This window comes from Sphingomonas sp. Leaf17 (assembly GCF_001421505.1).
Lineage (GTDB): Bacteria > Pseudomonadota > Alphaproteobacteria > Sphingomonadales > Sphingomonadaceae > Sphingomonas.
This window is the reverse complement of the sequence record NZ_LMKL01000005.1, coordinates 15053-33748: the sequence shown is the minus strand read 5'-3', so window position 1 is coordinate 33748 and position 18696 is coordinate 15053. Positions and strand designations below refer to the sequence as shown.

Annotated in this window: 21 protein-coding genes; 11 read left to right on the top strand and 10 right to left on the bottom strand. The window is 65.8% G+C overall.

All coding sequences use genetic code 11. From position 1 onward, the window contains the following. The first annotated feature begins 16 nt into the window (after positions 1 to 16). The gene (gene recG, locus ASE75_RS07145; RefSeq protein WP_055931189.1) at positions 17 to 2068 is read left to right on the top strand and encodes an ATP-dependent DNA helicase RecG; all 2052 of its coding nucleotides are present in this window, start codon (positions 17 to 19) and stop codon (positions 2066 to 2068) included. 4 nt (positions 2069 to 2072) lie between these two features. Here recG and ASE75_RS07140 read toward each other — a convergent pair whose 3' ends face one another. The 5 genes from ASE75_RS07140 to serS all read right to left on the bottom strand — a co-directional run bounded on the left by ASE75_RS07140 (position 2073) and on the right by serS (position 6972). After that, positions 2073 to 2393 carry a PilZ domain-containing protein gene (locus tag ASE75_RS07140; protein WP_055931185.1) on the bottom strand — a complete coding sequence of 107 codons (321 nt, stop codon included), beginning with the start codon at positions 2391 to 2393 and terminating at the stop codon, positions 2073 to 2075. A gap of 82 nt (positions 2394 to 2475) precedes the next feature. Beyond that, positions 2476 to 3714, bottom strand: coding sequence for a tyrosine--tRNA ligase (tyrS, locus tag ASE75_RS07135; RefSeq protein WP_055931182.1), 1239 nt, complete (start codon positions 3712 to 3714; stop codon positions 2476 to 2478). A gap of 46 nt (positions 3715 to 3760) precedes the next feature. Continuing rightward, positions 3761 to 4921, bottom strand: coding sequence for a M23 family metallopeptidase (locus tag ASE75_RS07130; protein WP_235512548.1), 1161 nt, complete (start codon positions 4919 to 4921; stop codon positions 3761 to 3763). Between the two features lie 9 nt (positions 4922 to 4930). Continuing rightward, positions 4931 to 5695, bottom strand: a complete 765-nt coding sequence (gene surE, locus ASE75_RS07125) for a 5'/3'-nucleotidase SurE (protein ID WP_055931176.1) — start codon at positions 5693 to 5695, stop codon at positions 4931 to 4933. Then, positions 5695 to 6972: a serine--tRNA ligase gene (gene serS, locus ASE75_RS07120; protein WP_055932096.1), complete on the bottom strand. Its 1278-nt coding sequence runs from the start codon at positions 6970 to 6972 to the stop codon at positions 5695 to 5697. Before serS ends, surE begins: the two co-directional genes overlap by 1 nt. Before the next feature lie 149 nt (positions 6973 to 7121). On the opposite strand from serS, the gene ASE75_RS07115 reads away from it, so the two are divergent. From ASE75_RS07115 to ASE75_RS07095, 5 genes are all read left to right on the top strand, one after another. Then, entirely contained in the window at positions 7122 to 7562 is a 441-nt protein-coding gene (locus ASE75_RS07115) for a host attachment family protein (protein WP_055931174.1), read from the top strand. 112 nt (positions 7563 to 7674) lie between these two features. Further along, positions 7675 to 7941 carry a hypothetical protein gene (locus tag ASE75_RS15425; protein WP_055931172.1) on the top strand — a complete coding sequence of 89 codons (267 nt, stop codon included), beginning with the start codon at positions 7675 to 7677 and terminating at the stop codon, positions 7939 to 7941. Positions 7942 to 8082: 141 nt separating this feature from the next. Then, a complete protein-coding gene (locus tag ASE75_RS15420; RefSeq protein ID WP_156340283.1) occupies positions 8083 to 8364 on the top strand; it encodes a hypothetical protein in 282 nt (93 codons plus the stop codon). An 803-nt stretch (positions 8365 to 9167) separates the two neighbouring features. Next, complete coding sequence (dksA, locus tag ASE75_RS07100) at positions 9168 to 9533, top strand: RNA polymerase-binding protein DksA (RefSeq protein WP_235512547.1); 366 nt, start codon at positions 9168 to 9170, stop codon at positions 9531 to 9533. 90 nt (positions 9534 to 9623) lie between these two features. Then, positions 9624 to 10001 carry a PilZ domain-containing protein gene (locus ASE75_RS07095; RefSeq protein WP_055931167.1) on the top strand — a complete coding sequence of 126 codons (378 nt, stop codon included), beginning with the start codon at positions 9624 to 9626 and terminating at the stop codon, positions 9999 to 10001. A 78-nt stretch (positions 10002 to 10079) separates the two neighbouring features. On the opposite strand, the gene ASE75_RS15080 is transcribed toward ASE75_RS07095, so the two are convergent. Further along, positions 10080 to 10235: a YdcH family protein gene (locus ASE75_RS15080; protein WP_082463849.1), complete on the bottom strand. Its 156-nt coding sequence runs from the start codon at positions 10233 to 10235 to the stop codon at positions 10080 to 10082. A gap of 187 nt (positions 10236 to 10422) precedes the next feature. On the opposite strand from ASE75_RS15080, the gene ASE75_RS07090 reads away from it, so the two are divergent. Next, a complete protein-coding gene (locus ASE75_RS07090) occupies positions 10423 to 10620 on the top strand; it encodes a YdcH family protein (protein ID WP_055931164.1) in 198 nt (65 codons plus the stop codon). A 104-nt stretch (positions 10621 to 10724) separates the two neighbouring features. Then, on the top strand, positions 10725 to 11183 hold the full coding sequence (locus ASE75_RS07085; protein WP_082463875.1) for a DUF1465 family protein: 459 nt from the start codon (positions 10725 to 10727) through the stop codon (positions 11181 to 11183). 36 nt (positions 11184 to 11219) lie between these two features. Here ASE75_RS07085 and ASE75_RS07080 read toward each other — a convergent pair whose 3' ends face one another. Then, positions 11220 to 12194, bottom strand: a complete 975-nt coding sequence (locus tag ASE75_RS07080; RefSeq protein WP_055932087.1) for an NAD(P)H-dependent flavin oxidoreductase — start codon at positions 12192 to 12194, stop codon at positions 11220 to 11222. Positions 12195 to 12346: 152 nt separating this feature from the next. Between ASE75_RS07080 and ASE75_RS07075 the strand changes: the two genes are divergently transcribed. The 3 genes from ASE75_RS07075 to ASE75_RS15410 all read left to right on the top strand — a co-directional run bounded on the left by ASE75_RS07075 (position 12347) and on the right by ASE75_RS15410 (position 15942). Next, complete coding sequence (locus ASE75_RS07075; RefSeq protein ID WP_055931161.1) at positions 12347 to 14932, top strand: M1 family metallopeptidase; 2586 nt, start codon at positions 12347 to 12349, stop codon at positions 14930 to 14932. A 127-nt stretch (positions 14933 to 15059) separates the two neighbouring features. After that, the gene (locus tag ASE75_RS15415; RefSeq protein ID WP_156340280.1) at positions 15060 to 15440 is read left to right on the top strand and encodes a hypothetical protein; all 381 of its coding nucleotides are present in this window, start codon (positions 15060 to 15062) and stop codon (positions 15438 to 15440) included. A 142-nt stretch (positions 15441 to 15582) separates the two neighbouring features. Then, a complete protein-coding gene (locus ASE75_RS15410; protein WP_156340277.1) occupies positions 15583 to 15942 on the top strand; it encodes a hypothetical protein in 360 nt (119 codons plus the stop codon). Between the two features lie 55 nt (positions 15943 to 15997). Here the strand turns inward: ASE75_RS15410 and ASE75_RS07070 are convergent, their stop codons facing one another. Genes ASE75_RS07070 through ASE75_RS07060 form a run of 3 tightly spaced genes read right to left on the bottom strand, consistent with a single transcriptional unit; the run spans position 15998 to position 18662 of the window. Continuing rightward, positions 15998 to 16708: a phosphocholine cytidylyltransferase family protein gene (locus ASE75_RS07070; RefSeq protein ID WP_235512546.1), complete on the bottom strand. Its 711-nt coding sequence runs from the start codon at positions 16706 to 16708 to the stop codon at positions 15998 to 16000. Beyond that, positions 16705 to 17793 carry an inositol-3-phosphate synthase gene (locus ASE75_RS07065; protein WP_055931158.1) on the bottom strand — a complete coding sequence of 363 codons (1089 nt, stop codon included), beginning with the start codon at positions 17791 to 17793 and terminating at the stop codon, positions 16705 to 16707. Before ASE75_RS07065 ends, ASE75_RS07070 begins: the two co-directional genes overlap by 4 nt. Then, entirely contained in the window at positions 17793 to 18662 is an 870-nt protein-coding gene (locus ASE75_RS07060) for a CDP-alcohol phosphatidyltransferase family protein (RefSeq protein WP_055931155.1), read from the bottom strand. Before ASE75_RS07060 ends, ASE75_RS07065 begins: the two co-directional genes overlap by 1 nt. Positions 18663 to 18696: the final 34 nt, after the last annotated feature.

Genomic DNA, 18696 nt, shown 5'->3' with positions numbered 1-18696 from the left:
TAGGGGACAGATAGTCATGCGACCCGAAATCCTCAATCCGCTGTTCGCCGAAGTTACCGCGCTGAAGGGCGTCGGCCCCGCGCTGGCCAAGCCGCTCGACCGGCTGGGGCTGGCCCGGGTCATCGACGTCGCGTTCCACCTGCCGACCGGCCATGTCGACCGGATCCCGCGCGACGAACTGGACATGGCCGATGCCGGGCGGATCATCGCGATCACGCTGACCCCGCAAAGTTACCGAACCAGCAGCGGGCGCGGACCGACGCGGGTACAGGCGACCGATGCGCTCGGCAATTATGTCAGCCTGACCTATTTCGGGGGCAATTCGGGCTGGGTGAAGAAGCTGCTGCCGATCGGCGAGGCCAAGCGCGTGTCGGGGCGGCTGGAAACCTATGGCCAGGAATTGCAGATGGTCCACCCCGAGCTTGGCGAGCCGGGCGAGGCATTCGCCCTGCGCGAGGCGATCTATCCGTTGTCCGAAGGACTGACCTCGCGCCGGCTGGCCGCGCTGGCGGCGCAAGCCATCGCGCGCGCGCCCGATCTGCCCGAATGGATCGAGCCGGGGCTAAAGGCCAAGCGCGAATGGCCGGACTGGCTGGATGCGCTGCAACGGATCCATGCCGACCCGACCGATACGAAGGCGCGCGAACGGCTGGGCTATGACGAGGTATTCGCCAACCAGCTCGCGATGACATTGGTCCGCGCTTCCACCCGCGCGCGCAAAGGCCGGGCGCTGGTCGGCGACCGGCGGCTGCGGGATGCTTTGGACCTGCCCTATACGCCCACCGGTGCGCAGAGCCGGACGATCGCGGAGATCGAGGGCGATCTGGCACAGAGCGCGCCGATGCTGCGTTTGCTGCAAGGCGATGTCGGGTCGGGCAAGACGCTGGTCGCGGCGATGGCGCTCCTGATCGCGGTCGAGGCGGGCGCGCAGGGCGCGATGCTGGCTCCGACCGAAATCCTCGCGCGCCAGCATTACGAGACATTACGCAAACTGCTCGCCGGCCTGCCGCTGAATATCGCGGTGCTGACCGGACGCGACAAGGGGCGCGCGCGGGAGGCGACGCTGATGGGACTCGCGTCCGGGGAGATCGACATACTGGTCGGCACCCATGCGATCTTCCAGGAGGCGGTGGGCTACCGCGACCTCGCGCTGGTGGTGGTCGACGAGCAGCACCGGTTCGGGGTGGCCGAACGGATGATGTTGCAGGCCAAGGGCAAGGTTCCGCCGCACCTGCTGGCGATGACCGCGACACCGATCCCGCGCACGCTGACGCTGGCGCAATATGGCGAGATGGACGTCAGCCGGCTCGATGAAATGCCGCCGGGTCGCGAGCCAATCGAAACGCGGGTCATGAGCGAGGACCGGCTGGACGAGATCGTCAATGCGCTTGGCCGGCATCTGGCCGATGGCGGGCAGGCGTACTGGGTTTGCCCGCTGGTCGAGGAAAGCGAGAAAAGCGATCTGGCCGCCGCCGAAATGCGCGCCGAAACATTGCGCGCGCGGTTCGGCGACCGGGTCGGGCTGGTGCATGGACGGATGAAGCCGGCGGAGAAGGATGCGGTGATGGCCGCGTTTTCCGCCGCGCAAACCGGCGTGCTGGTCGCGACGACGGTCATCGAGGTCGGGGTCGACGTGCCCAATGCGACGCTGATCGTCATCGAACATGCCGACCGCTTCGGGCTGGCACAACTGCATCAGTTGCGCGGGCGGGTCGGGCGTGGCGGTGGGCTGTCGCGGTGCTTCCTGCTGCGGGGGACGTCGCTCAGCGAGACGTCGCGCGCGCGCCTCGCGCTGATGCGCGAGACAAATGACGGGTTCCGCATCGCCGAGGAGGATCTGCGTTTGCGCGGGGCGGGCGAGATGCTGGGCACGCGTCAGTCGGGGGAGGCGGCATTCCGGCTGGTCGCGCCCGAGGCGCTGAACGACCTGATCCAGTGCGCGCAGGACGACGCCCGGCTGCTGATCGACCGTGACGGCGGGCTGGATGCGCCGCGCGGACAGGCGGCACGAACCGTGCTGTATCTGTTCGACCGCGATGCCGGCGTCGCGCTGCTGCGGTCCGGCTGAGCCGTCAGATCCGATCGCTCATCGTCGCCAGCATCGCATAGAAGCCGGCGATCGGCACCGGCCGGTCGAGGCGGCACCCGATTCGCCCACCCAGCGCCCAGCGCACCTCGGCATCGAAGACGCCGTTGCCCGGCAGGGTCACGCTCAACCGATCGCCGACCGCAACGTCATGATCGCACCGCGCCATGAAGCCCTGAACGGACAGGTTGACGATCGTCGCCGTGAAATAGTCGGTGTGGCCGCGCCTGAGCCGCAGCCGATGATGCACCGCATGACGCTGATCGTTGCGCCCTTCGTGCGTCAGATCAGCGAATCTCGTCGCCATTGCGCACCCCCGTGTTGTCCCACCCCCGTGGCGATAGGGCATCACCATGAAGGGAAAGGACAAAGATCCGGTATACGCGCCGTTATGGATGTTGTTCGCGGACAATCAGCCCATGATTCTTCTTGCCGGCGGACAATTTGGCCGGCGCGTCGCCAAGCGTGATGACAAAGGTCTCGTCGCCGACCTTTTCGCCATCGACACGCGCGCCGCCACCGCCGATCAATCGCCGGGCCTCGCCCTTCGATGCGCAGAAACCAAGGCCGATCAGGGCATCGACCACGCCAATCGTCGAGCCGGTCACGACGAACCGCGGCAGGGATGCACCGGCGGCTCCCTCCTGGAACGTCCGCCGCGCGGTTTCGGCGGCATCCTCCGCGGCGGCCCGACCCCGGCACATCGCGGTGGCTTCGTTGGCCAGCACGATCTTGGCGGCGTTGATCTCGGCCCCTTGCAGCGCCTCCAGCCGGGCGATCTCGTCGAGCGGCAGATCGGTGAACAGGCGCAGGAAACGCCCGACGTCGCGGTCATCGGTGTTGCGCCAGAACTGCCAGTAATCGAAATGCGGTAGCTGGTCCTCGTGCAGCCAGACCGCGCCCGACATCGTCTTGCCCATCTTTCCGCCATCCGCCGTAGTGATGAGCGGCGTGGTCAGGCCGAAGATGTCGGTGCCGTCCATCCGGCGCGTCAGGTCGATGCCGTTGACGATGTTGCCCCACTGGTCGCTGCCGCCCATCTGCAACCGGCATCCCGCCCGCCGCGACAGCTCGCGAAAGTCGTAGCCCTGCAGGATCATGTAGTTGAATTCGAGGAAACTGAGCGACTGTTCGCGGTCGAGGCGCAGCTTGACCGAATCGAACCCGAGCATCCGGTTGACCGAGAAATGCTGGCCGATTTCGCGCAGGAAGGGGATATATTCCAGCCGGTCGAGCCACTCGGCATTGTCCAGCATGACGGCATCGGTCGGCCCGTCACCAAAGGTCAGGAAGCGTTCGAAGATCCGCTTGATCGACGCGATGTTGCTACGGATCGTATCGTCCGTGGCGAGCTTGCGCGCCTCGTCCTTGAAACTGGGGTCGCCGATCTTGCCGGTGCCGCCACCCATCAGGACGATCGGCTTGTGCCCCGTCTGTTGCAGGCGGCGCAGCAGCATGATCTGCACCAGACTGCCGACGTGCAGCGACGGCGCGGTCGGATCGAAGCCGATATAGCCGGGGACGACCTGCCTGGCCGCGAGTGCGTCAAGGCCGGCGGCATCGGTCATCTGGTGGACATAGCCGCGCGTGGTCAGCGTGGTGAGAAGATCTGAGGCATAGGTCGTCATGATGCCCGCGCGCTTAGCATGGTGTCGGGCGAGCGGCCAATAGAGCCTAGCGCCGTGGCAACTGCCCCAGCGGGTCGACCGGCGTGCGGCCGCGGCGCAGCTCGAAATGCACCTCCGGCTGATCGGCGAAGCCGCTGTCACCGGACAGGGCGATGGTCTGGCCGCGCTTCACGCTCTGCCCGCGTTGCACCATCAGCTTGCTGGCGTGACCGTAGACACTGGTCCAGCCGTCGCCATGCTTGACGATGACCAGTCCGCCCAGCGAGGCGACGCCGTCACCGACATAGGCGACGACGCCGTCCGCCGCCGCCTTGATCGGCGTGTCGAGCGGGGCGGCGATCTTGATGCCGTCGTTGCGGACCCCGCTGTCGCCCCGTCCGAAGCGGCGGATGAGCGACCCGTCGACCGGCCACAGGAACCCGGTACGCAGGCGTGCCGGAGTCGCGATCGCTACCGTGGCGGGCAGGACACGCCTGGGCGTCGCCACCGATTTTGCCGGGGCCTCGTTGACCGCGAGCGCGGGCTGGCTGCCGGTCAGGATGTCGTCGACGTCCAGGCGAAAGGCGGCGGCGCGTTCGGCGGCAGTGCTGCCGGTCGTGCGGGTTCCGGGAATCGCAACGCGCTGGCCGGTGCGCAGGATATAGGGGTCGGCCAACTGGTTTTCGGCGACGATCCGCGACCATTCCACGCCATATGCGCGGGCGATCGCGATGCCCGTCTCACCCGACCGGACCAGATGATAGCGGCCGCCGGGAATGGTCAGCCGCTGGCTGACGCGGACGGTGAAGGGTGGCGGAATGGCGTTGGCGCGGGCAATCAGTTCGGAGGGCGCGTTCGTCCGCTCGCTGATCCGGCGCAGCGAATCGCCGGGCTGCACGACGTATACGGTTTCGGCGACGACGCGGGCATCGGCCACGACCGGCCGTGCTTCCCATGCCGGGCGCGGGGCGGGCAGGGTGGTGACGTCGGTATCGGCAGGCCGGGCGGGATAGACGGGGGCCGGCACGCGGGTCGGCGGCGACCGGTCGACCTGATCGCGGGGCAGGCGATCCTGCTGCGGCAATCGCCCGCGCTGCGGCGGGCGCTCGGGCGACGTCGCGCGAGCGGGCGGCGGGCTGTCATAGGTCGGCGCGGGTGCGTCGACGCTGGGGATGCATCCGGCGGTCGTTGCCGCCAACATGGCCAGTATCGCCGTTTTCACCCGCATGATCCGCCCCTACCCATATGCCTGCGACAGAAGCGCCAGCGAAGCTGAATGCGTCATGTCGAGGTGCAGCGGCGTGACCGATACATGGCCATCGGCGATCGTCTCCAGGTCGGTCGTGTGCCCGGGCGTGTGGACGACGGGGCCGAGCGCGAACCAGTGATAGTCATAGCCGCGCGGATCGGTGCGCGTGTCGATCTGCAACCGGCCATAGTCGCGCAGGCCCTGACCGACGACGCGGATGCCCTGTACCTGATCGGCGGGCAGCGGCGGGAAATTGACGTTGACCAGGGTTCGGGGGGCAAGCGGCGCGTCGATCAGCGGACGCAACACCCGCTCACCCCATGCGGCGGCCGCCTCGAACGGGACCGAATCGCCCATCCCCTCGCGGCTGTAGACCTGGCTGAGCGCGATCGAGCGGACGCCGGCCAGCGCGCCCTCCATCGCGGCGGATACGGTGCCCGAATAGGTCACGTCCTCCGCCAGATTCGCCCCGCGATTGACGCCTGACAGGATCAGGTCGGGCGGCGAATCCGCCATGATCCTGGCCAGCGCCATCATCACCGCGTCGGTCGGCGTGCCGGCCACCGCGAACCGTTTGTCGCCATGCCGGCGGACGCGGATCGGCTTGCTGAGCGTCAGCGAATGGCCGGCACCCGACTGTTCCTCCGCCGGGGCGACGACCCAGATGTCGTCGGAAAAACAGGCGGCGATCCGCTCCAGCACCTTCAGGCCCGGCGCATGATAGCCATCGTCGTTGGTCAGCAGGATACGCATCAGCGGGTCGGCTCCAGCAGGGTCTTGCCGCCCATATAGGGTTGCAGCACGGCGGGAATGGCGACCGATCCGTCGGCCTGCTGATAATTCTCGATCACCGCGACCAGCGTCCGGCCCACGGCCAGCCCGGATCCGTTCAGGGTGTGGACGAACTGCGGCTTGCCGCCTTCGGCCCGATAGCGTGCGGCCATGCGCCGCGCCTGGAAGTCGGTGCCGTTCGAGCAGCTGGAAATCTCGCGGTAGCGCGCCTGACCTGGCAGCCAGACCTCAAGGTCATAGGTCCGCGCCATCGAAAAACCGAGATCGCCGGTACACAGCAGCATCCGGCGATAGGGCAGGTCCAGCGCCTCCAGCACGCCCTCGGCGATGCGGGTCATCGCCTCGTTCTCGGCGTCGGAGGCTTCGGGCGTGGTAATCGCCACCATCTCGACCTTTTCGAACTGGTGCTGGCGGATCAGCCCGCGCGTGTCGCGCCCGGCCGACCCGGCCTCCGACCGGAAACAGGGGGTCAGCGCGGCGAAGCGCAAGGGTAGCTCCTTTTCGGTCAGGATGCGTTCGCGCACCATGTTGGTCAGCGACATTTCGGCGGTGGAAATCAGCCAGCGCCCGTCGGTGGTGCGGAACAGGTCGTCGGTGAACTTCGGCAGCTGACCGGTGCCGAACGCGACCTCGTCTCGGACCAGCAGCGGGGGGGATACTTCCTCGAACCCGTGATCGTTCACCAGCCGGTCGAGCATGAACTGCCCCAGCGCGCGGCTGAGCCGGGCCATCTGCCCGCGGAGCAGCGTGAAACGCGCCCCCGCCAGCAGGACGCCGGTGTCGAAATCCATGCCCAGTGCGGGAGCGATGACGTCATGCTCGCGTGGCTCGAAGGCAAACGCCCTTGGTTCGCCCCAGCTGTGGACCAGCACATTGTCATCCTCGTCGCTACCGGCGGGAACGTCGGCGGCGGGCCGGTTGGGGATGGCGGCCAGCGCGGTGTCCAGCTCGGCGGCGATCGCGCGCTCCTCCTCCTCCAGCTGGGGCAGGCGGACTTTCAGGTCGGCGACCTCGGCCATCAGCGCGGCGGCGACGGCCTCGTCCTTGCGCGCCTTGGCCTGGCCGATCTGCTTCGACAGGTCGTTGCGGCGGGTCTGCGCCTCTTGCGCGGCGGCGATCGTCTGGCGGCGGCGTTCGTCCAGCGCGACCAGCGATCCGGCCTGGGGCGGCAGGCCGCGACGGGCAAGGGCGGCGTCAAAGGCGGCGGGATCGTCGCGGATCAGGCGGATGTCGTGCATGGCCATAGCCTATGACGGCGCGCCACCGCGTTCGCAACCCGGCCCCATAATCCAGATGGTGTAATCCAGCCCGTGTAATCCGTATGGCGCAACCCGTCCAAGCCCCGAAGCGTTGGCGCCGCATTGATAACAGACATGGAGAAACCATCATGCAGCTTCCCCACAACGCCGTCGTCCTTGTCGCGGACGGCCGTAAGATGCTGTTCCTGCGTAATCAGGGGGATGCCGTAACGCCGAATCTGGTGGTGGAAACCGCACGCGAGCAGGACAATCCCAGCAACAGCGACCATGTCACCGACCGCCCCGGCCGGACTCAGTCCAGCGTCGGAGCGGGCCGCAGCGGCTATGAGGATGCCGATTTCCACCAGCTGGAAGAAAACCGCTTCGCCGCCGATGCCGCCGAGCTGCTGAAGAAGCGGGCGCTGACCAACGACTTTGAATCGCTCATCATCGTCGCACCGCCCAAGACGCTGGGCGAGCTGCGAAAACATTATCACAAGACGGTCAGCGACCGGTTGAAGGGCGAGATCGACAAGGATCTGACCGGCCACCCGATCGCCGACATCGCCAAGGCCCTGCAGAACGCCTGATACCAAAATGGCCCGCGGCTCTCACCGCGGGCCATTTTCCCGATTGCTCTCGCCGTGGTGGATTCAGGCCGCGACGCGACCCTTGGCAAGCTTGCCGCGAGCGAACAGCGCCATGGCCGCTGCCCCAAACAGCAGCACCATCGGTGGCGCGGGGACGGGTGCCGGCGGCCCGCCGCTGGATCCGGTGCTGCCCGACGAGGCGCTGCTGGTCGACGAACTGCCAGAACTGGCGCTCGACGTGCTGCCCGAACCGGACGAGCCGGTGCTGGTCGACGATCCCGTGCTGGTGCTTGACCCCGTGCTGCCGCTCGATCCGTTCGACGACCATCCGCCGGAGGACCAGCCGCCCGACGACCACCCCTTGCTGCTGGAGCCATAGCCAGAGCTGGATGCCGAACTCGCGCTGGAGCTTGAGCTTGCGCTCGAACTGGCGCTCGATGCCGAACTGGAACTGGAAACGTCGCCCGAGCTGGAGCTTGAAACATTGCCCGAGCTGGAGACAGTGCCGGAGCTCGATACATTGCCCGATGAGCTGGACACGTTCCCGGACGAACTCGACACGGCACCCGAGCTTGAGCTGGAGACGATCCCCGAACTGGAAACGCTGCCGCCGCTGGAGGTCGAGGAGATCACGATGCTGCCGCTCGATCCGGCCCCGCCGCCAAAGCCGAAGCCGCCGCCGAAACCGCCACCACCGGGAAAGAACCCGCCGCTGCCACCGACCACGACCGGAAAGGCACCGCCGCCACCCCCGACGAAGCCGTCACCGAAGGCGGCGGGCACCGGCACCGGTGCGGCCTGATTGGCGACCGTGACGACGGTCGGCGCACAGGCGGTGGTCGTCGTCGTCACCACCTTTCGGACGCGCGGGCGAACCGACGCGGTCCGGGTCACGACCTTGCGACGGGCGACCTGCACGGGCTTCTGCTTGACCGATTTGGTCATGACCGTCTGACGGCGCGGGCTTTCCGCGACATGGACGGCACCGCCGCCGATCAGCGCGCCGCCTGCGGCACATGCCGACAATTTTGCCAAAGCCATCCGTACCGACATGGTCTTTTTTCTTTCCCGTTACCGCCGCGTGCTAATCATACCGGTTCCCGATTACCCGATACGACTTCCTGCGCCGTTCTTGCCCCAAAGTGCCGAACAATCGCTTAAGTGCAATCTCGTTAACTCTCAAAATCGACATTCCCAACCCTTTTCATCGGCTGGATCGGCCCCGTTCTTCGTTAATGTTCCGCAATGATACAGGATTTGTCCATCGGCAGATCAAATGCCGGCCCCATCGCATCGAGGGGGAGCGGAATCCCGGGCTGGATGGATCGCATCGGCATCGGGGTTACCGATCGAACGGGAATCGCGAAAGAGAATCGGTCGAGATCGGCCCTATATTGCGTCGTCTCAATCGCTTGTCGCGCCCGCCGCCGCCGCCTATAGGGCCTGCGAACAGGGGTGGCCCGTATGATGTCAAATACACCGACGGACCACTGGGAGAAGATGATGGCGACGGCGTATACGCGTTCCGACCAACCGGCCGGGTCCGGTTCTGACGCCCCTAGCGATGGGGACGAGGGGTATCGGCCATCCGCCGACGAGCCGTTCATGAATACCCGGCAGCAGGCCTATTTTCGTACCAAGCTGCTGCAATGGAAAGAGGCGATCCTGCGCGAGGCCCAGGGTACGCTGTCGCTGCTTCAGGAGGATTCACTGCGCGAGGCGGACCTGACGGACCGTGCGTCGAGCGAGACCGACTGGTCGATCGAGCTGCGCACCCGTGACCGGCAGCGCAAGCTGATTTCCAAGATCGACGCCGCGCTCCGCCGGATTGATGACGGCGAATATGGCTATTGCGAGGTATCGGGCGAGCCGATCAGCCTTGGTCGACTGGAGGCGCGGCCGATCGCCACCATGACGGTCGAGGCGCAGGAGCGGCACGAACGCAACGAAAAAGTATCGCGCGAGGAATAGGCCGAGCGCCGTCGGTTAAGCTTCTGTCCACGGTTTGGTGCTAGTGTCTCCGAACCAGAACCATCTGCCAGATTCGGTGCGGGATCGCGCATGAACATTTTCCACCGGCCATCCGCCAGCGACACGTCCGATGCCGAGAGCAAGCGCGCGCAGATACGCAACAGCCTGTTTTTGATGGCGCGGCTGCGGCTGGTCGATACCCAGACCGATTATACGGAGGTGCGCGTCCGCAACCTGTCGGCCGGCGGAATGATGGTGGAATTGCCCGACCCCACCGACATGAACACGCGCGTCGAACTGGAGATGCGCGGCCTTGGCCTGATGCGCGGCCGGGTGGCGTGGTATGCGGAGGGGCGGGCCGGCATCGCACTCGACAAGCCGATCGACCCGCAAAAGGTGCGCAAACCGGTCGGCAAGGGTAACCATACTCCAGCGCACGCCAAGCCAATTGTGTCGCGCGTTCGCTGAAACGGGCGGGACCGTAGGGAAACGGTCCGCTGATCCTGAAGGCGACATTCCATAAGAATCAGCGGAACCGGGATGTCGTCAGATGCTGGCGATTTCTTCTTTCAGGCGCAGCTTCTGCTTCTTCAGGCTTGCAAGCGTTACCGGGTCAGGAATCGGTCGCTGGCTTTCCTGCACGATCTGGCGTTCCAGTCCGGCGTGCTTGGTTTCCAGTGCCACCTGATGCGATGTCTGCATGGTCCTACCTCCTGAAGGGTGTTGGTTGGGACATCAGTAAACCACGCACGGCTTGAAAAGTCGCTATCGCCCGGATGGCAAATCGACCGTGCGACCAGTTTTGCGCGACGATACGTTTTGTCCCTCGCGGCCGGTCCGCATTTTGCTACAGGGTGCGCGTCAAGCAACGAGCCGGAGGCACGCGGATATGGACGAGACGCAGATTGCGGTGCGGCTCGATGCGCTGCGGACCGAACATCGCGACCTGGATACGGCCATCGTGGCACTGATCGCGGGGGGCGGCAGCGACCAGTTGCAACTGGCGCGGCTCAAGAAGCGCAAACTGCGGCTGCGTGACGAAATCTCGATGCTGGAGGATGAACTGGTTCCCGACATCATCGCGTGATGCGGAAAACCGGTCCGGGGGTAGGACCGGTTTGGGACGAACGCCCGGATTTTGGTGCCACATCGGGCTTTATCAAGCGGTCGGCATTCGCCATGGTCCGTCATATGATCCTTACAACCGACACCGCGATCCAACGCCGCCTGATCGACGCCTTGTATGTCGAGGCGATGGTGTTGGCCGATGAAGCGCGCAGCTATTTCGACGAATCCGGCCGGGGCGATCGGGACTCGCTCGACCCATTCGTGCGGGTGACGTTTTCGTGTGAGTCGTTGAAGATCACGACCCGGCTGATGCATGTCATTGCCTGGTTGCTGACGCAGCGGGCGGTAGAGGCGGGTGAATTGCGGCCGCGCGATGCACTGGATCCGTCGCGACGGATGGGCGATGCGCCGGCGACGGCGGGCGATGTCATCGGCGTCCTGCCGGAGCGCGCGCAGGGGCTGGTCGCGGCCAGCATGGATCTGCATCGCCGGGTTCTGCGGCTCGATCAGGCGCAGGCCCTGCCTGAGCCGGTGTTCAGCCCCGCACGCTCCATGCAGATGCGCCTCTCCAGCGCGTTCTGAGGGCTGTCCGCCAGCAGCCCGCCCGATCGGCCGCGTTTACGCCGCGCCGATCCGCGCGAGCGCCGCGCGATATTCGCGCGTCATCCGGTCGACGCGGTCGGCGACCGGTTCGATGCGATCGACGGCGCCGATACCCTGACCCGATCCCCAGATATCGCGCCACGCCTTGGGCTTGCTGCTGCCGCCATTGTCCGTGCCCCCACCGAAGTTCATCGTTTTCAGGTCGCCATCGGGCAGATTGTCGGGATCAAGGCCAGCCGCCGCGATCGAGGAGCGCAGGTAATTGCCGTGCACGCCGGTGAACAGGTTGGAATAGACGATATCCGCCGCCTTGCTGGCGACGATCGAGTCCTTGTACGCCGCGTCGGCATTGGCTTCGGTGGTGGCGATGAACGGCGAGCCGATATAGCCGAAATCGGCCCCCATCGCCCGCGCCGCCAGCACGGCATCCCCGGTCGCGATCGACCCGGACAGCGCCAGCGGCCCGTCAAACCACTGGCGGATTTCCTGCACCAGCGCGAAGGGTGACAACCGTCCGGCATGGCCACCGGCCCCGGCGGCCACCGCGATCAGCCCGTCCGCGCCCTTTTCGATCGCCTTGCGTGCGAACCGGTCGTCGATCACGTCGTGAAAGGTTATACCGCCCCAGCCGTGGACCGCGGTGTTCAGATCCTCACGCGCGCCAAGCGAGGTGATGACGATCGGCACCTGCCATTTGGCGCAGGTCTCAAGATCCTGCTCCAGCCGGTCGTTCGAGCGATGGACGATCTGGTTGACCGCGAACGGCGCGGCGGGCTGGTCCGGATTCGCGCGGTTGTGCGCGGCCAGTTCCTCGGTGATGCGGTGCAGCCATTCGTCCAGCAGCGCCTGCGGTCGCGCGTTCAGCGCCGGAAACGATCCGACGATCCCGGCCTTGCACTGGGCGATGACCAGTTCGGGGCCGGAAATGATGAACAGCGGCGACCCGATGACGGGAAGGCGCAGGCGGCTGAGCAGGGCTGGAACGGTCATGTCCGTTTCATAGCGCAACCGAAACGGGTGTCCAGCCCGCCGCCCCGGTTCCGCCACGGTTGCAACGGCAGGCGCGGGGCGCGATTGCGTTCCTGTTGCATGCGGCTAAGACAGTGGCATTCCGGGATTTGCCAGACCGAAAGTCGCGCCACATGAAACTTGCCTTGCCCCTGATCCTGTCCCTGTCCGTCTCGGCGCCCGCACTCGCCGCCGGGCAGTTGCCCAAGTCGGTCGTGCCGATCCTGTACGACATCACCGTGAAGCCCGATGCGACCGCGATGACGTTTTCGGGTAGCGAGACGGTCACCGTCGACGTGAAGACCGCGACCCGGACCATCGTGCTGAACGCCGCCGACCTTGCTGTGTCGAAGGCGATGTTCGACGGGGCGGCCGTGCCGGTGAAGACCGACGCAGGCCTTCAGCAGATCACCCTGACGCTGCCGCGTGACGCGACGGTCGGGCGTCACACGGTGGCGCTGGCCTGGACCGGCAAGATCAACCAGTCGGCGTCGGGCCTGTTCGCGATTGACTATACCAATGCAGACGGCAGCAAGGCGCGGATGCTGGCGACCCAGTTCGAGGCCCCCGACGCACGGCGGTTCGCGCCGATGTGGGACGAGCCCGCGTTCAAGGCGAAGTTCCGCCTGTCGGCCGTCGCGCCCGGTGGTCAGACCGCGTTTTCGAACATGCCCGCGCAAAGCGTGACGAAGCAGGCCGATGGCACCAACCTCTACCGCTTCGGCGATTCGCCGCTGATGTCGAGCTATCTGCTGTACCTCGGCATGGGCGATGTCGATCGCAAGGCGGAGAAGGTCGGCAATGTCGAGATCGGCATCATCACCCGCAAGGGCGTGGTCGATCAGGGCGATTACGCGCTGGCATCGGCCAAGACGCTGCTGACCTATTACAACGACTATTTCGGCCAGCCCTATCCGCTGCCCAAGATGGACATGATCGCCGGGCCGGGGTCGAGCCAGTTCTTCGGCGCGATGGAAAACTGGGGTGCCATCTTCTATTTCGAGAGCGAATTGCTGTTCGATCCCAAGCGGACGACCGAAAGCGGCCGCCAGCGCATCTACACCGTCGTCGCGCATGAGATGGCGCACCAGTGGTTCGGCGACCTCGTCACCATGGCGTGGTGGGACGATCTCTGGCTGAACGAGGGCTTTGCGTCGTGGATGGAGAGCAAGTCGGCGGGTGACCTGAACCCGACGTGGAAGGCCGAGGCGCAGGCCGTCGCGTTCAGCCGCGAGGGCGCGATGGGCATCGACGCGACCGCCGCGACCCACCCGATCATCCGCCCGGTGCAGACGGTCGAACAGATCGGCGAGGCGTTCGACGGCATCACTTATGCCAAGGGCGAAGCGGTGATCGGCATGCTCGAATCGACGCTGGGGCCGGATGTGTTCCGCATGGGCATCCGCAGCTACATGGCGAAGTACAAATACGGCAACACCGTCACCGAGCAGCTCTGGGCCGAACTGTCTGCGGCGGCGGGCAAGCCGGTCGCCGAGATCGCGCACGACTTCACGCTGCAGGGCGGCGTGCCGCTGGTGACGATGACCGGCGCGAAGTGCGTGGCCGGCAGGACCAGCGTCACGCTGACGCAGGGGCGCTTCGGGCTGGATGCCGCGTCCAAGGCACCACAGACGTGGCATGTGCCATTGGTCGTCTCGACCGTGGGTGGCGGCAAGACGAGCGCGATCGTCAGCGGCGCGGCGGCGACGCCGGTTTCGGTGCCCGGTTGCGGCACCGTCGTGCTGAACACCGGCAAGGGCAGCTACACCCGGACGCTGTACGACGACGCCGGCCACGCGGCGCTGGTGCGCGATTACACCCGGCTTGACCTGAACGACCGGCTGGGGACGCTGGGCGACGATTTCGCGCTGGCGGCGGGCGGCTATCAGGACTTGTCGCGCTGGGCGGCCGTCATGGGGCAGGTGGGCGCGAACGCCGACCCGCTCGAATGGTCGGTCGCGGCCGGGCATTTCGGCACGCTGAGCCGGCTGTATCAGGGCACGCCGCTGGAGAAGCCGTTGCGCGCCAAGTCGCTGGCGATCCTGTCGCCGGTGCTGGCGCGGATCGGGTTCGAGGCGAAGGCGGGCGAGTCGCCGCTGGTGACCAACCTGCGCGAGACGCTGATCGGTCGCCTCGGCGCGGACGGTGACGCGGCCACCGCGGCACAGGCGCGGCGCTATGTCGCGGCATTGGCCAAGGATCCGACCGCGATTCCGCCGGCGATCCGCCAGCCGATCCTGTCGACCTATGCGGTCAACGCGACCCCGGCCGAATGGGACTCGCTGCTGGCGCTGGCCAAGACGGAGACGAACCCGGTCGCCAAGAACCGGTTCGTGGCGCTGCTGGGGGCCGCCCGCGACGATTCGATTGCGCAGCGGGCGCTGGCGCTGCTGAAGACCGACACCTTCACCGCGCCGCAAAAGGCGGGGCTGCTCCGCTCGATCGCCGGCGGTCACCCCGACATGGCGTTCGACTGGGCCGTCGCCAACAAGCCGCTGGTCGATGCTTTCCTGGAGGAGAGCACCCGCTCGGGCTACATCGTCGGCCTCGGCGGCGGCTCGAACGACCCCGCGATGCCGGGCAAGATCACCGCATTTGCGGACAAAAACCTGCCCGAAGCGTCACGCGGCGGGGCCAAGCGCACCATCGCCGGCATCGCCACCCGCAAGGCGGTGGCGGACCAGTTGCGCAGCGGGGCTGCGGCCTGGGTTGGTAAATGATGGCAGGGGCGGGGGGCGTGTTGCGCTCCCCGCCACATTATTCAAGATAGAGGATGGGTGGTGGCTTTCGCTCAGATTAGAACGTTGAAGATTGCCTGCAGACTAGTCGTGGCATAGGCAATGACTGATGCTGATTATTGCCGCCGCCCTTATCCTTGCTGATGGTGCTAAAACCCCGTTCCCTGAACAGGTGCCAAGCCTAATGGAAGCGTGCTTGGCAGCCGCAGTCGCCGCTGGGGATGTAACTGACACGGAAGACAGCCACAAATACATCTGTGCTGGAGATACGGCCGCGAGCCTCTGGAAATTTCTCGAACAGGCAAAGATACGCCCCTATCAGCAGGACACGCCAGAAGGTCGCTGGCTCAGCCGCGATTTTCCCCTCGGCGGCTGTTTCAAGCGGATCCAGCTTCCCGACGGTTCGCCCGCAAGTGGCGGATTATCGTGTACGATCTGGGTACCACGTACTGTCAAGGATGCCGCCGTTTCGAAGCCTGACGCCCGATAACAGTCGTTCGTCGCAGATTGGGTCGTGACGTCTACTAACACCCCGTGCAGGCACGCAAAGCCAGCCACGTTAAGTTCAATGGCGAGAAAGTACCGGCAAAGCCTACGAAGTGGGAGAAACTAAAGTGCGAAGCTGCCTAGGCATGGCCATCCCAGTCGTGATTCTAATCGCTCTGGCCACCTACAGTGCCTTCCCGCACCCGACGTCCAATCAGGTGATATTGACAGCCGTAGCGGTGGAATCTCAGCGTCTTATCGTGAATAATGCAGTAGGTGTAGGCATGCCGTCCGTCTATCTTCCCAAAGAAAAATGGCCTCCGACGATCGCCAGCCTCAAACCATATTCGGTGATCGTTAGGCACTACATGGTAGACATGACCACGAGGCCATATTTTGATGGCGGCTGGGGATATGGTTTTGCTGCGGATAAGCGAAACCTTACCATGTTTGCAAAGTGCTGGTCGGAGTTGGGCCAAAACATCTATTGGCACGGCCCCTGCTGATCCTCCTTGTCCACTTACCGCCACTTTTGGACGGTCCCGTAAGCCGCCCAATCCCCTAAGCCAGCACCCGCAACCAATCCTCCGCCTTCGCGAGTGCAGGCGCGTCGTCGACGTCGATCCAGTCGAGGTCGCTGCAATCGACCACGCGTGCGCGGCCTTCGGCGGCGAGCATGCGGACGCCTTCGGTGAGGGAGGGGGACTGGAGGCCTGACAGCGCTGCCATGAGCGCCGGGCCGATCGCGAAGACGCCTGTGTCGTAGCAGTCGTGCGGGGTCATTTCCTTGCCGATCGCGACAATGGCGTCGCCTTCGGTCGCAACACAGGTCACGTCGAGGGGGTCGACCCAGTCATGCCCCAGCCGCCGGTCGATGCCGAGCCGCAGGCCACCACCGGTGCCGGCCTCCGCCATGCGCCGGTACAGCGCCGGCGTGACGAGATGGTCACACATCGCCAGCAGCGTATCGTCACCGGCGAGCGCATCCTGCGCCGCGAGCACCGATACGCCGTTGGGCTGGCGATAATCGTCGGTCCACACCGTCTCGACCGCGAGCGGCCAGTCGCGCGAGGCGAGAAACGCCGCGATCTCGTCGCCGAGATAGCCCAGCACGATGATCGCGCGGGTGATCCCGGCGGCGGCAAGGCCGGTCAGCGCATGTTCGATGAGCGGCCGACCGCCAACGGGGCACAACGGCTTCGACGCCGCCATGCCCCGCAGTCGACTGCCTTCGCCTGCTGCCAGCAGGACCGCGGTCGTGATCGCGTTCAAGCCGCGATGAACTCCTCGACCGCCAGCTGGGCGAGATCGTCGGTCATCTGCGTGCGCGGATGCTTGCAGAAATAGGCCGATGCCGGGTCGATCACGCCCTTCAGGCCGCGGTCGCTGGCGATCTTGGCGCAACGGATCATGTCGATCGCAACGCCGGCCGAATTGGGCGAATCCTCGACCGACAGGCGCAGTTCGAGGTTCATCGGCACGCCGCCGAACATCTGGCCTTCCATACGCAGGAAGCAGACCTTGTTGTCGTTCTGCCACGGCACATAATCGGACGGGCCGATATGGACGTTGTCGTCGTCAAGCCGCTCGGCCGCGACCGACTGCACGGCTTCGGTCTTGGAAATCTTCTTCGATTCCAGGCGACGGTGGTTCGACATGTTCAGGAAGTCGGTGTTGCCGCCGGTGTTGAGCTGATACGTCCGCTCCAGCTTGACGCCACGCTTGGCGAACAGGTCGGTCAGCACGCGGTGGACGATGGTCGCGCCCAGCTGCGCCTTGATGTCGTCGCCGATGATCGGCACGCCGGCATCCTCGAACTTCTTGGCCCAGATCGGGTTCGACGCGATGAACACGGGGATGTTGTTGACGAAGGCGACACCCGCTTCCAGCGCACATTCGGCGTAGAACTCGGTCGCCTGCTGGCTGCCGACCGGCAGATAGTTCATCAGGACGTCGGTGCCCGACGCCTTCAGCTCGGCGACCACTTCGGCCTTGGTCGGCTGGGTGTCGTTGGCGACCAAGAACGTCCGGTCATCCTTGTAGTCGGCCATGTGGTCGGCGACGCCGTCCATCACCGCGCCCATCTTCACGATCGTGCCGGTCGATTCGACCTTGGGCGCGAAGATCGCGGTGCAGTTGGGCTTGGCGAAAATGGCCTCGGCGACGTCGACGCCAACCTTGCGCCGGTCGACGTCCCATGCGGCCACGACCTGGATGTCGCTTGGCTTGTAGCCGCCCATTTCCCAATGCATCAGGCCGACGGTATCGTTCGTGCCCTCGCGATAATGGGTCAGACCCTGCACCAGCGAGCTCGCGCAATTGCCGACCCCAACGATCGCGATACGAATGTTAGACATTAGCTAGAGTGATCCTTCGAATAATTAGACAGGTTCGCATCGTCGAACGCGCCAGCGCGCCGACGGAGAAGGCTGGCCTCGACCTGGCGGTGCCAGGTGATGCCGATGGCGGCCACGACGGTCAGCACCGTCAGTTCGAACCACCAGAAGATACGTGGATCGCCGACGACGGATGCGACGAAGATCGCCATAACGCGAACGTTTGCGGTTTCCAGCGACAAAAGACGCATCGGCGCGATCGCCCGCGCCGAATAGGCGGCGACAAGTCCGGCGGCGGCGCTGCTGCCGTCCATGCGCGCGTCGAATCGGCCGGCGATACGCTCCATGCTGCCGGCCACGTAATCGTACAGCCGCACCAGTGCCGCACCGGTGCTTGGGGCGGGAGCCCATGGCGCGCCCTTCAGCCGGCGGTGGAAGCGTGCGCGTTCCGCCTCGTACAGGCTCGATTGTACGGCATGGGCAACCCCGGCGGCGACGGCCAGCATCCATGCCTCCAGCGTGCCGAGCGACATCGCAAGGCAGACATAGAGCAGGAAGAAGACACCGTGATCGCACAGGCCATCCATCATCCGCCCGAACGCGCTGGACGTGCCGCGCGCGCGCGCGACCATTCCGTCCAGCCCGTCGGCCACCAGCCAGCAGAACGCCAGGACCAGGCCGAGAACGGCAAACCGCCAGTCGCGCCACTGGGCAAAGGAAAAGGCGGCGGCCGTCCCGACCAGCAGGCCGACGACCGACACCATGTTGGCGGACAGCCCCATGGCGAGCGCGCGCGGCAACAGCGCCCGCGCCGTCGGGTGAATGAGCCAGAGGTTTGTAGGATCCTCGATCCGGCGGTCGCGCGATCCATCCGGTGAGGGAATTGTCATGGCGTCGTCACATAGCGCTGCTGCATATCGGCTG